Origin of the sequence: Shewanella sp. MF08487, from assembly GCF_050848685.1 — a bacterium.
GTDB lineage: Bacteria > Pseudomonadota > Gammaproteobacteria > Enterobacterales > Shewanellaceae > Shewanella > Shewanella glacialipiscicola.
Genome location: NZ_JBOZPB010000007.1, coordinates 69,249 through 83,040, shown reverse-complemented (window position 1 = coordinate 83,040; position 13,792 = coordinate 69,249). Strand labels below are relative to the sequence as shown.

Annotated in this window: 7 protein-coding genes and 3 pseudogenes; 2 read left to right on the top strand and 8 right to left on the bottom strand. The window is 46.2% G+C overall.

Annotated features, from left to right (window positions below; all coding sequences use genetic code 11):
• Positions 1 to 83: 83 nt before the first annotated feature.
• Positions 84 to 1,538, top strand: coding sequence for a methyl-accepting chemotaxis protein (locus ACRN9H_RS07235; protein ID WP_432313100.1), 1,455 nt, complete (start codon positions 84 to 86; stop codon positions 1,536 to 1,538).
• 741 nt (positions 1,539 to 2,279) lie between these two features.
• Positions 2,280 to 2,633, top strand: coding sequence for a hypothetical protein (locus ACRN9H_RS07230; protein ID WP_227257003.1), 354 nt, complete (start codon positions 2,280 to 2,282; stop codon positions 2,631 to 2,633).
• Between the two features lie 827 nt (positions 2,634 to 3,460).
• Here the strand turns inward: ACRN9H_RS07230 and xthA are convergent.
• The 8 genes and pseudogenes from xthA to ACRN9H_RS07190 form a co-directional block, all read right to left on the bottom strand.
• Positions 3,461 to 4,273 carry an exodeoxyribonuclease III gene (gene xthA / locus ACRN9H_RS07225; RefSeq protein WP_432313099.1) on the bottom strand — a complete coding sequence of 271 codons (813 nt, stop codon included), beginning with the start codon at positions 4,271 to 4,273 and terminating at the stop codon, positions 3,461 to 3,463.
• On the bottom strand, positions 4,273 to 4,572 hold the full coding sequence (locus tag ACRN9H_RS07220) for a YciI family protein (RefSeq protein WP_076499942.1): 300 nt from the start codon (positions 4,570 to 4,572) through the stop codon (positions 4,273 to 4,275). Before ACRN9H_RS07220 ends, xthA begins: the two co-directional genes overlap by 1 nt.
• Positions 4,572 to 5,117, bottom strand: a complete 546-nt coding sequence (locus ACRN9H_RS07215; protein WP_076499944.1) for a septation protein A — start codon at positions 5,115 to 5,117, stop codon at positions 4,572 to 4,574. Before ACRN9H_RS07215 ends, ACRN9H_RS07220 begins: the two co-directional genes overlap by 1 nt.
• Before the next feature lie 120 nt (positions 5,118 to 5,237).
• Positions 5,238 to 6,399: pseudogene (locus tag ACRN9H_RS07210) on the bottom strand (IucA/IucC family C-terminal-domain containing protein).
• Positions 6,400 to 6,526: 127 nt separating this feature from the next.
• A pseudogene (locus tag ACRN9H_RS07205) lies at positions 6,527 to 8,731 on the bottom strand (TonB-dependent siderophore receptor).
• Between the two features lie 96 nt (positions 8,732 to 8,827).
• Positions 8,828 to 10,765, bottom strand: a complete 1,938-nt coding sequence (locus ACRN9H_RS07200) for an IucA/IucC family protein (RefSeq protein ID WP_432313098.1) — start codon at positions 10,763 to 10,765, stop codon at positions 8,828 to 8,830.
• A complete protein-coding gene (locus tag ACRN9H_RS07195) occupies positions 10,766 to 11,440 on the bottom strand; it encodes a GNAT family N-acetyltransferase (RefSeq protein ID WP_432313097.1) in 675 nt (224 codons plus the stop codon). It abuts the gene before it with no gap.
• Positions 11,440 to 12,943, bottom strand: a pseudogene (locus ACRN9H_RS07190) (lysine N(6)-hydroxylase/L-ornithine N(5)-oxygenase family protein). Before ACRN9H_RS07190 ends, ACRN9H_RS07195 begins: the two are co-directional and overlap by 1 nt.
• Positions 12,944 to 13,792: the final 849 nt, after the last annotated feature.

The following is a 13,792-nucleotide window of genomic DNA, read 5'->3' as shown; positions in this document are numbered from 1 at the left end:
ATAACAGGCATTTCTATAGTAGCATTCTGAGTTATAATGCTGATTTAGCGCCAAATAGTATTTTGTCCTTAGGAATTATAACAATGAAACAAATCCAGTTTCGCACCATTGATGCAATATTAATAAAATTCAGTCTCAACGGAAAGTTTTGGGTTGTGTGTTCTATGGTGGCCTTGATTACAGCCAGTGTGGCGCTGGTTAACTATCAACATGCACAACGCAATGTTGAGCAAGCTTCTATTGCCCGAGTTCAAGCGAGTGTTGATGCCTTAGCGCAAGTCGCTTCAATGCAAAAATTAGATGTAGGCGCTTTAACACAATTTGCCAGTCAATACGGCTTAACCGTGACCTCAAGGCAAAGTGAGGCGCAGCGCCAAGGGGATAACGTGACGGCCACTGCCAGCGTGTCAGGCACACAAGCCTTACAACTGACGCAAAACACCCATGAGTGGGAAGCCGATGCGCGTAGCGATGCTAACTTTATGCTTTGGTTGGCTTTATTGGGTTTATTGCCTTTATTCCAACTGAGTTATTGGATCTCCACTTCTCTTGGCGGCGGATTATGGGACATGTACCTAGCCATCAAACGCTTAGCCGATGGTGACTTGAGCTTTAGATTAAACTTCTTTGGTACAGATGATTTTAGTTTGATTGCCCGTGAAATTGATCGCTGTGCTGATAACATGAGTGAAATGGTATCGGCGATTGGTAAGAATGCTAAGACCTTATCATTAGCGTCGGATGAATTTAATCAACAGGCGGCCACCAGTGAGAAGTTGATCGGCAGTCAACATCAATTCCTCGATTCGGTTGCTGTGGCAATGGCACAAATGACGTCGGCCATTGAAGAAGTCTCTATTAATGCTAGTAACACGTCACTGCAAACCAAAGAAAACTCAATGCAAATATCAACGAGTCAAGAACGTGTTGCCAACACGGTTAACAGCATTGGCTTGCTTTCAACTAAAATTGGCGCGGCATTTTCGTCAGTTGAACAGTTATCGAAAGATGCGGCGAGTATCGATGCGGTTGTGACCACTATTAATAGTATTTCGCAACAAACCAACCTGTTAGCTCTAAATGCGGCGATTGAAGCGGCACGTGCTGGCGAACAAGGGCGTGGTTTTGCGGTTGTCGCCGATGAAGTGCGTACCTTAGCGGGCCGAACTCAGCAAGCGACGGTAGAAATTCAATCGATGATTGAAGGTTTGCAATCCGGCACGACTCGTTTATCAAGTATTACGATGGAAATTGTCGATCAAGCAGACGAAGGTCGCAGCGCGATTATTGCCGTTGGTGACGATGTTCAAGGCATGGCACAATCTATCAATGCCGTATTTGACATGAGTAGCCAAATTGCCGCCTCGGCAGAAGAGCAAAGCATGACTTCTCGCGATATTGCAGGGCAGTTAAATGAAATTCGTCATCAATCGGAAATCATCAAGCAAACTTCTCAGCGCAGTGTCACTTTAGCTAACGATTTACACCATGCATCGGTCGATTTAGAAGGCATTTTGCAGCAGTATCACACGAGCTAATCTCAACTTCAATGTGGGTCGTCGGCATGGATTGTTGAGCAATAACGCCCGATACTGAGTCTCATATTAAGCATTAGCGTATTATCTGAACATGGCGCAAATCGTAGATTTCCGCCATTTCATTCTCTAAATACCTCAAAAGTTAGCTATATATTGCCAGTTGCGCAGTATTCATTGTCATTGTTTCCACTATGACTCGCCATAAACTCGTCCCTGAGGGCTCGACGACGGCATCCATGCCGCCACAACGGTCACAGTTGCATCAATGCCAATCCTCACTAATCCTATCGTTGTTCGATTAGCTAAAAAGCTATTGCACCAAAGCGTGTTAGACATGTGACCTTAGGCTAACTTAGGCATCGCAATATTGACTTAATTTTAGTAATCATACTGAGTACGTAGGAAATCAGTGGCTACTCACAATTATCCCAACTTAGTAGACCTTTTGTTTTAAATTTCAATAGAAGCATTAATTTCTTGTGCATTAGAATTTAAACACTTAGTTTATGTTGTTGATTTGAAATGGATGGCTTGATTTAATACTAGCTGTTGGCTTAATTAAGGATAGTTTTGTGATATTTAGGTTTTTTGATAATTGTTACACTTGTGTTTTCCTTTAATGCAAACGCAAAAAGTTGTAGTAAAGGACAGCCTTGTGGAAACTCTTGTATTTCTTGGGACAAAGTCTGTCGTATAAATACTCCCCAATATTTTGGCAGTAGTATAAGTTCGCCAAGTGGTGTGAACCTGACTGAAAACATTAATCCTCTGAAAAATGAAATGCAGATACATGCAGAAATGAACTGCATGATCAGTTGGCAAGCTATAGTCGATAGATTTCTCTTTAATAAACAAGAGGAAGAAGTAATTGATGACGTAATCAATAGGTCGGTTGCAATCGCGAAATTTAAGTCTATTGTAATGTCAGAACAACAAATAGCTGAGATTAGAGAGTCGTATAAGCAGTCTTTAAAAACAACCGAAACGCTCACCAATGATTTATTCTCTTTGAGAAACGATCCTGAGAGCTTTAGACTGATTTTTCTTCCATCATGTGTACGCCAAGTTATTGAGATAATGGAGGTTAATGAGTAAGCTAAAACGTAAGCTTTGTTGCCTATCTCCTATTTTAGTCTACGTATTACAGCCGCTTATTACAGCGCTAATCCCTACAATATTAATCTGAAATATACCAATTAGAGCATCAGTTCCTGCTCACTTTTGTCCCAAAGCTTGCTACGTATTTCTTCAAAACAAACAGGCTTCGCCGATGCTAAACAGGTGAGCCATGGTGATTTGCGAGACGACCGTCCTCCCCATGGACGGGGCGGTCGAGCATCCAAGGACGGACTTGCTGCGAGTCGACGAGCGAATGCCATGGCAAGCCTGTGCGAGTGGATACCCGTAAACGCTAAACTTCTAACAACTGAAATTACTGCTCCCAAAACACTACTTTCCAACACATTTCTGTCCAAAGGCTTGCTATGTATTTCTTTAAAACAAACAGGCTTCGCCAATGCTAAACAGGTGAGCCTTGGTTATTTGCGAGACGACCGTCCGCCCCATGGCCGCTCTTTGGCATCCATGCCATCGCGGCATTTGTGAATCCATTCACATCAGGCGGGGCGGCCCTGCATCCAAGGACGGACTTGAACAATATCCATGTTCAACGACCAGCTCGCCGACCATGGCTCTCGTTCATAAGCTCAGAAACCCTAGGTTTCTATTCACCGCGTCGATGAGTGAATGCCATGGCTCACGATTAATCTGTGGCTGAAGCTAAGCTCACAACTTTTCTGCGATGTATTCTGTTCATTTTTAACTTACTTGTGCCAATCACATTCTGCTTAAGTCACTCTCAAACAAAAACATCGGCTTAGGCCGATGTTTTTATGTCTATGAGATGGTTAATCCCTAGCGGATTAGGCCTCTTTGAACGTGCTCCAGATGGGCGCGTGATCTGAGGGTTTATCTATGCCGCGAAGATCGTAATCGACATCGGATTCGACTAAACGTGCTGCCAGTGAAGGTGTTGCTAAAATCACATCGATACGTAGGCCGCGGTTGTCATCGAACCCTTTGCTGCGGTAATCGAACCAAGAATAACGTTCGATGCGCTCTGGGTGTAATTGACGGAAAGTGTCGACTAAACCCCAGTCTTGCAAGGTTTTTAACCACTCACGTTCTTCTGGTTGGAAGCTACATTTGCCGGTTTTCAGCCAACGCTTACGATTGACTTCACCTATGCCTATGTCTAAATCGGTCGGCGAAATATTGATGTCACCTATGATGGCAATGTCTTCATCGTTGCTGTGGTTGGTATGCAAATATTGCATTAAATCCTGATAAAACTTACGTTTAGCAGGATATTTTGTTGGGTGATCTATGCTTTCGCCTTGGGGGAAATAGCCGTTAAATACCGTCAGCGGGCGGCCATTTTCTTGGGCAAAGGTGCCGATAATCATGCGGCGCTGCGCTTCTTCATCATCGTTTGGAAAGCCTTTTTGGATTTTAATCGGCACGGCCTTAGACAACATAGCCACGCCATAATGGGCTTTGCCACCGTGGTAATGCACCTGATATCCCATGGCTTCGACGTCGGCTAATGGAAACGCTTCATCGTGCACTTTGGTTTCTTGCAGGCCGATAATGTCGGGCTGGTGGCTATCAATCAAGGCTTGTAATTGATGCAAACGGGCACGCAGACCATTGATATTAAAAGACACTATTTTCATTAAGGTAGAACTCGCTTAAAGGGTTTTACTACCACACTTTGGTAAACACCCGCGGCAAAATAAGGGTCAGCATCTGCCCAGAGTTTGGCGCTGTCTAACGAATCAAAGTCAGCAACGACCAGTGAGCCGCTAAAACCGGCATCACCTGGGTTCTCGCTGTCAATCGCAGGGTGTGGGCCAGCAATCAGTAAACGGCCTTCATCGGCGAGGGCTTGCAGGCGCTCTAAATGAGCGGGGCGCGCGGCTAAACGCTTTTCTAAACTGTTATCAACATCCTGAGCTGAAATCATATACCACATTATTTGAGTTCCTTTCTTTGGTCTTCTGGAAGGTGTTTATACAGATAAAATACGGTTAACACAGTATTAGCTAAGGTTAAGGCGGTTAAACCAAACACTTTAAAATTAACCCAAGTTTCTAATGGCAAACTAAAGGCAACATAGATATTCACTAGGCCACAAATTGCAAAAAATACCACCCAATACCAAGTGACGCGGGCCCAAATGTTATCGTCGACTTGCATTTCTTTGCCCAACATCGATTTTAGTATCGATTTATTCAGTAACTGACTGACGCCTAAGGCAATCGCAAACAGGCTATAGATGATGGTGACTTTCCATTTGATAAAGGAATCATCGTGGAATACTAATGTTAGCGTGCCAAACACGGTCACCATTATAAAGGTGATGATGTGCATTTTTTCGAGCTTTTTGTATAGCGCGTAGGTCACGATTAATTGAAGCGCGGTGGCTGCGATTAATGCGCCGCTGGCGATATAAATATCGAAAAATTTATAGACAGCAAAAAAGATGACGAGGGGCAGGAAATCAAGCAGTTGTTTCATAAGTAATCGTGTTAAAGAGACATGGGCTTGAGTGTAGCATGCGCAACATGAGGGAAAAAGCACTCAGGGCTTAGGATTGCGATCTTGCCCATTAAACCGATTTAATCTTATAAGCTAGCTTCACGTTTGCTTGGTGGCGTTGACGTTAACCTTTGCACGACTTAACAGTGGGCAATCGTGGCATTGGCCAGTGTTGGCGAGTTGATACCTTAGGCAGCAAGTACGCCGAATGCAGTGGATTTTGGGACTCGTTGAGCTCGATGCTGTACTCGTTACTATTCTCGCAACAGTGTTCGGTGTTGCGCTATCTTGCTCTGGTTCGATGAGTAAGTTAATGCTGTTATACAGCGGATTTGTGCTGCCATCTAAAAAGGTCGTGCGGCGAAACAGGGCTTGTTTTAGTTGCTGGCTGTATTGCTCGGTAAGTCCCAGTTCCCCAAGATACCAGTGGATCAGATAGCCTAAGTGACTCCAATATAACTTGGCGGGTACAGGGCTCAGAGTCAGCAGGCGCTCAACACTTGGCTGCAGTAAGTTTAAGATAAGACCTTGTAGGGCGAGTTCTTTATTAACTGGCGGCTTATATGGGCTTAATGGCGAGTGTATTTCAGTGTCTATCTTGTTACTTGGCTTAGTGTTGGTTTGAGAAAGTGGTTCGATGCCGTGGTGTTTTTTAAAGGTCAAAGCGGTATTTGGCTGTTGCTTTGTTATTTTAAATTCAAATTTTGCCACTCGGCCACTGGCGTGTACCTGCATAAAAACGGACCGTGGCTGCCAGTGAATAGGCTCGAAATCGGCTTTTTTTGCGTTAAAAATCCACTCCATCACAGGCGGAACTAAAAGGCCAAAATACCATTGACCCCAAAGTGAATGCAGCGCTTTGCGAGTGTCTTTTCTACTGGGCCCAGCGTTTTTACTGACCAAAGTGCTTTTACTGGCGAAAGCGGGCGCTCGGCTGGTTGCAGCTGTTTTATCCGTTTCGGTTTCAGCTTCAGTTATAGCTTCAGTTATAGCTTCAGTTATAGCTTCAGTTTCACTCTGAGTTTCTGCGCTAGGGTGTGCGATGGCAAAACGCGCTAGCAGTTTGATAGGTATCGGCGCAGCTCCATTCATCAAAACTGAGTCCCGTGGGGTACTGCGTTGCGCTAAGGTGCTCGCCATAGAAGGGCGCCCGCTCATGTAACAGCTGATTGAGTGTCAAAATAGTTTGATTCAACGCGTTGTGGCTGGGCGAGGTATCGCACAATGTTTGCAGTCTGGTGTCTCCTCGTTGGCTTGCCATAATGACTCCTTAATGGCTGTGATTGATAAGCCCCACTATTATTGATAAGTACCATATAGATGAGGACCTTGTGAGCCCAAGATTTGGGCTCACAAGGGTTTTCGAACTATCTCAATAAAAGTCTGACTTAGAAGCGATAGTCCAAGGTTAAGCTGGCACTTCGCGGCGTACCGTATTGGAATTGACTATATTGACCGACTTGGCTGTAGTAGCTTTTATCTAAGGCGTTGTGCAGGTTGGCGCTGAGCTTAAGTTGCTCGGTGAAGGCGTAACTTGCCATTAGACTCGCTAGCGCGTAAGAGCCTTGCTCTACTTCGACTTTGCCAAGTGGCGAATTAACTGTTTGGTAGACGCGGCTCTGCCAGTTAACCCCCGCACCTATTTGCAATTTATGCCAATCACCGCTAAAGGTATAAGTGGTGAAGAGTTTTAATTGCTGGCGTGGTGAGGTGGTATTGATACGTTTGCCTTCAGGATCTTCGCTAGTGAACTGGGTGTAGCCTAAGTAAAGATTCCAGTCATCAGTGATTTTACCCGTCGATTCAAATTCGAATCCCTGTGTTTTTGTACCGTTTACGCCTTCATACACTTGCGTTGTGGTACCTGGGATCACATCGCCAGTGCTGACTCCGACATTGTCTTGTCTGATCTCAAACACCGACAGCGACATATCTAAAGCCTCATCGAATAGGCTCGCCTTAATCCCGCCTTCGTAGTTTTTCCCTTTGACCGGTTCTAGGTAGCTTTTATCGATTCTTTGCTTAGTTTGCGGTGCAAAAATGTCGGTATAACTGGCGTAGAGCGAATATTGCTCGGTCAGGGCGTAGGTGAGGCCGAAGTAAGTAGTGAGTTCGTTGCTAATGCTAAAATCGTAGCTGCTGCCAAAGTTATCTTGGTCGGTTTCCCATTCATTGAGACGTAATCCGACGATGACAGCTAAAGCGTCGCTGAGATTAAGCTGAGTCGCTACATAGGCTGCACTCTGTTTGGTTTCGCCAAATGAACCCGTGGTATAAGTTTCCTTCCATTGAGGTTTTGGATATTGGAAGTTCGGATCGCGAAAATCCCCCAAAGGCGGTACTGCCGCAGTAGGATAATAGTAGGGATTGGCGAACTCTTGGCGTTGGCCATTCCAGCCAAACATCAATTGATGTTCTAATCCAAAGAGTTGGTATTGTCCTTCGGCGCGCAAATCCACATTGTGTTGGGTGCGACTGCCGTCGACATAGGCGATAGAGCCTGCTGTTGCGCCGATATTGGTTACAGGATCGGGATAGCCTGTGGCTCATAGCACATCGAACTCAAGTGAGTTATCGCCATAGGTGTAAGTCCCTTTTAGGTTCCAACCGTTATCTAATCTGTGCTCGAGACTTGCAAAGGTGTTGAGGCCTTGGGTATGCGCCGAGCCCCAATCGGGCGCTGTTGAAGTGGCGCGATCATAATTAGTGCGACTGCCATCGCTGTAAAATAGCGGTAAACCGCCCGACATAGTGCCGCTCGGCGTAGCATCTTGGTAATCGACACCAAGGGTGAATAAGGTGCTATCGCCAATATCGGTTTCGACTATGCCGTATAGCGTTGTGCGCTGCTGCTCGTATCTGTCTTGGAACGAATCCTTATCCTGATAGGTGGCCACTACGCGACCGCGCACTGAGCCCGCATCATTTAAGCCGCTGGAAACATCGACCATACCGCGCACATTATTCCATGAGCCCACACTTAGGGATGTGTTGCCCATAAACTCTTGGGTCGGGCGTTTACGGATAAGGTTAATGGCCGCCGAGGGATTACCGGCACCTGTCATTAAACCTGTTGCGCCGCGTACCACTTCTACTCGCTCGTAGATGGCGGTGTCGATCAGATTATCGCCATAGTTGAAGCGGGTGTCGTAGGTGGTTGGCACGCCATCGTACAAAATGCTGGTCACGGCAATGCCGCGAGCACTAATACTGTATCTGTCGTTATCCATTGGGCGGGCATTGATCCCCGCGACGCTGGTCATGGCATCAATCACGCTATTAAGCTGTTGATCATTCATCATTTGGCGGGTGATAGACGTTACCGACTGCGGCGTTTCTAGATAGGATAAATCGAGCCCAGTTGCCGTGTTCATCGCTTGGGTCTTATAACGGTTGTCGTGTAAATCCTTAGCGCCAATGACATTGATGATTTCAATCTCTTTTTGGTGCTTCTTGGTTTTACCATCCGCATCCACAGTGTCTGCTACAGCATGGGGCACACTGGCTAACATGGCTGAGCACAGCAATAGCTTAGGGTTAACGAGGGCTTGCCGACAGACGAGTGCGATGCTGGAGAGAGGAAAAGTCTTCATAATGGTGATCTTTAATTCCGTTTAGGTTGGGGTTAAATAAAGCGGGCCAACATTGGCCCACACTAAGGTTTCATCAAGTTTCAGAAAGTGTCGGGTCTATTTGCTTTGTTGCGCGTTAACGTGTCCTTTGCTAAGCATAGGGCGCTTAAAGGCATGGCTTTGTCTAAAGGCCGCCAAGGGATTGTCGATGTCGCCGGCGAAACGCAGGTTTTTCTCCCTGTCGGCGAGGTCTATCATTTGTTGGTTGTTATTCAATTGGATACGATTAAGGCAGGTGCGTACAAAGTTGTCCTTAAACAGATCGTATTGGGCAAACTTAGCGGCCAAATGCGGATGCTGAGCTTGGTAATCACGAACATTGTCCGCTACTAACTCCCAGAATTGGCTTTCACTGACACTGGTTTGCTCATCGAGCAGCGGTGCTAAATAGCGGAAAATACAGTCAAAAATATCCAGTAAGATGTAGTTAAGTTTCATCTCTTCTTCAAGGCTCACCGCAAGGCGTTTTACATCATCAGGTAGCGGCTTCGCGCCATTGAGTACCGCGACTTCTTCGCCTATGTCTTTCATCAAAATCTTGACTGGCACATATTCATCGAGCACTAAGATCAGGTTTTCACCATGGGGCATAAAGACCAGATCGTAGGCGAAAAAGGCATGTAACAGCGGCGATAAATACAGGTTTAAGTAGCGACTCACCCAATCCTTTGCTGGTAAGCCTGAGGCGGCTATCAAGGCTGCAATAAGGGCCTTATCTTCATGATCCGTATGCAGTAGCGCAGCCATGGTCATCAGATTTTGCTTAGGCTCAATGTGTGGCAGTGGGCTTTCGCGCCACAGGGCAGAAAGCATTTTTTTGTAGGCGCTATCTTGGGTGAGTGCCTGCTCGTAATAGGTGTGGTGATAACCTATTGCGGCAATTTCCTTCAGGATCACAAAGCCTTGTTGGGCAAAGTAAGGATCGTTTTCAACCAAGTTTGCAACCCAAGCATTGATCTGCGGTGTGCAGCTCATGTAAAGGGGCGATAGACCACGCATAAAGCCCATATTAAGGATAGAAAGCGCGGTTTTGACGTAGCACTTTTGCGGTGATGCAAGATTGAAGAAAGTGCGTATCGATTGCTGCACTTGGTATTGCTCATTGCCTTCACCAAGATAAACCAGATCGCCACGGGCTATGTCGCCGGCAAAGACGCGGGCGATTTTTTCACGCCACTGCCAAGGATGCACAGGCATAAAGTAGAAGTCCTGCGGATCATGCTGCTGGGTTTTAAGACGTTGTTGGAAGTCAGTGAACTGCTGGCCGAGCTCTTCCTTTAGTAATGCGTCGTGACTCAAGTTTTCGAGGGCGGCAAATGTGGTTTTGCTCTTGCGCACGCCTAGCCAGACTAACTGCATCGGTATCGCGCTTTCTGGGGCAAATTGACGGTAATCCTGCATATCAAAACCAATACGGCCGTTATTGGCAATAAACACCGGATGGCCCTCAGTCATGCCCGCTTCTATGCTTTGATAATCGGCTCGCGCCAGTGCGGCAGCGGGGATCGCCTGATGCGCTAACTTGTACGCCTTGCTGTAGAGGGTGCTGGTGATTTCTTCTAAATAGGTAGGCAGTAAGGTTTCGCTGATCCCTAAGTCATTTTTAAGGGAAATGATCAGCGACATCGCATCGAGGGTTTGTTCTTTGCCTGCAAGTGAAACGCGGATGGTATCGGCATCAATCGCGAGATGATCTAGCTGATAGTGCCGCGCGCTAAAATAGTAAGTGCTGTCTTTGAGCCTGAGTTCATAGTGGTTAAGCCCCGCTTTTTGCCCGTATAGGGTCGGCGTAATGAGCTTCTCGTGGGTGAATTCGCAGAGGATTTTCTTCACTAAATGCCGATTGGCCGCTTGCCAATAGGCGGGAGTCAAATGCTCCGGCAGAGAAGTCGATGTTGTCGATAGCGCCGAGCTTTGTTGAGCATGTACTGCTTGATCATGATGATCTTGCGTTGGCAATGGGTTAATTAATAAGGCTTTTGTGGGTAAGTTCATCTAATTCACCTGAAGAGTCGATAATGTTATGGGAGAGGTTACGGGGGCTTTCAACGAGCATGGCTGAGCTAAGGTTGTTTGGGCTAAGCGCGTCGAAGAAGCCGGGCTTGATACGCGCAGACGATCAGCCGCAGTGCAAAATCCGAGGAAAGCAGCTTTAGTGCTTAATTGAATCGCTTTTTCATAGCTAATGCCTATCAGGCTATTTAAGCGATGAATTTTGCTATTGAGTTGATCGGGTTCAACCACGAGGCGATTAAAGGCCAGTTTTTCAAGCACGAGCTGCGCTATCGCATCCATCACCTTTAAGGATAAGCCGCTGACGGGTTTGCCATCTGGCGGCGCGATAATCAGATGCATACCACAATCCCCCGGTGCAACACGATAGTGCTGACCGACTTCATCGTGGGCGGGATCGTAGAGTTCCACCATAAATAGCGCTTTGGCCTGCCATTCACCTATCAAGGCAAACTTGTGTTCTGTTGTTGCTAACAGATTTTTTATGGCATCAAGGTTCAAGCCCTGCATACCCCAAAACTGCGCGTAATCCTGGTTAAACCAAGACTGCAGTGTTGGTATGTCTTGCTTGAGATCTAACGCTCTGAACTGGAAACCATTGATGCTTGTCATAGCTGATAGCTGCGTTAAACAATGGCTGCTAAATTGACTCGCCATTATTGCGCCTCCTTGTTTGGCGCCATCAAGACCGACATATTGGTTCCCGCGCCTGCGCTCATACTCGAAGTCGGCGTTTGGGTTGGGTAGAGATGCGGCGATGCATCAGCGGTATTGCTGTGCGGCGACGTCTTAGGGAAATGTTTAGAGTTAAGATTCAGTGTGTTAATTGCATTGGCGCCGCAGGGCTGATGATTGGCAAGTTTGGCCGGATCGAAGGTTTGAAAGGCGATGTGTTCTTCGATGTGGTAGGGCGCATAGCCAAGCACGGCCTTTAAGATGATGCCGTTGCGATAACAGCCCATGCCAAGATCCGGTGAGCTTACCCCATGGGTATGCAAACCCACATTTTGGACAAAAATATCCCCGCGAATATCTATGCTGTAGTCGCGTTGCACCGCAAGTTGTCCTGCATCATCGAACTCGATCTGTTGCTTTATATCTTTGATAAATTGAGGTAAACGGTAGTGATAGCCAGTGCCTAATACCACTGCGCCCGTGGTTTGGCTCAAAGGGGCATCTTGTTCTTGATGCTGGAAATGTAATTTGAGTGCATCTGGGTCAGTTTGAATACGGGTTAACGCCACATTGGTCATCAATTGGCACTGGAAATCCGCAATCAAGCGCTTTTGATATAACAAGTCATAGATGTCGTTGATAAGCTCTGCATTAATGCCCTTGTAGAGCGATTTTTGACTGGCGATTAAAGCACAGCGTTTTTCCGGTGTTAGTTCGTGGAAGTAATCGACATAATCCGGCGAGGTCATCTCCAACGTTAGCTTAGTGTATTCCAAGGGATAGAAACGTGCAGAACGTGTCATCCAATTGAGTTGATAGCCATAGGTATCAATATCTTGCAGTAGATCGTAAAACACTTCCGCCGCACTCTGGCCACTGCCAATTACTGTGATGGCACTCTGACTCTGCAGGTAGGTTTTTTGCTGCATATAACTGGCGGTATGCATGACCCGTGCATCTTGAATGGGGCAATCCTTTGGCAGATAAGGCTCTTCCTGTGCCTAACACTAGCTTTCGGCATTGATAGGTATGGGTTTTGCCACTGCGCCTATCAAAACCTGTAACTCGATAAATACCTTCACCGGCGTTGTAATCCACTTGAGTGACCTTAAAACCAAATTTAAGGTTGCTGAGTTGTTGGCTCACCCATTGGCAATACAAGTTGTATTCGTGGCGAGGTAAAAAGAAATTCTCACGAATATAAAAGGGATAAAGTCTACCCGTCTTTTTGGCAAAATTAAGGTAACTGTAACGGCTGGTGGGATCGGCCATAGTCACCAGATCTGACATAAAGGGGGTTTGCAGTCTCGAGGATTTGAGTAGCATGCCTGGATGCCAGTCAAAGCTGGTTTTAGCATCTAAAAATAAGCAGTTAAAGCCGTCGATAGGTTCTGATAAGGCGGCGAGGCCAAGATTGAATGGGCCAATGCCGATGCCGAGTAGATCAAAGATTTCGCGATCCATTTCCCTTTGTTGAGTAGTCACTTACGCCTCCTTTGGCAGCATGCTGTTGCGTGTTGCCGATCCAGTAATCAGTTACCTAAGGACACAAACCAAGTTAATGCGGCAGTCAAAATAGCCTGTGTGGCTATCTATCTTGCTGTGGTTAATTCGCTATGTTTAGCGCAGTCCTTAGGCCATTTTTCCTGCTGCCTCTGTCCCGACAACGGCGAGTAAATTAGCACGTGAAAATATTCAAATGCAAACCATTCTCATTTGAGTGGTGATGCAGGTTAATACTTTTAACTTACGGATAAGCGGGCTAAGTACGGTTAAAAACGTATTTGACGGCAAGATAATTGGCTGGCAAAAAGGCTAAACTTAAGGGATATATAATCGAGAGAATTACGCGCGAATTGACTTTTAAGGCTATAAATACAGTAGGTTATATCGATGTCTGTGTTGGTTTGTTAATCGAGGGGAATTGATTTAGATTGCGGTAATGTCGGCTGAGTCCAATGGGAATAGGTGCCGTTAAACAGTCAGTGTAAATCCATTGTAAAGCGCAGGCTGGAGCCTCGCTCAAGGCACTGGTTAAAATGAGTTGGGTGTGGGTTAAGTTTAAATAGATTGGCCCAGATGTATTGGCTCTGATGAATGAGTTCAGAGGCATTGCCCCCAGATGTATTCGCTTAGCTTGGTATTTTCTCAGAGAGCTATTCGCTTAAAACTGCCATTCGCTTAAAACTGCTATTGGCTGGAGCTGTAAATAGGGCGGTTATCTCGGTATGGATAGCGGCAGTGCGCGATTATTAAGGGCATGAACTTAAGCTAAAGCCGTCCTAAGACGGCTTTGAATTGTGGCTGTTAACTCAGAATGCGAGTTCGAAAGGC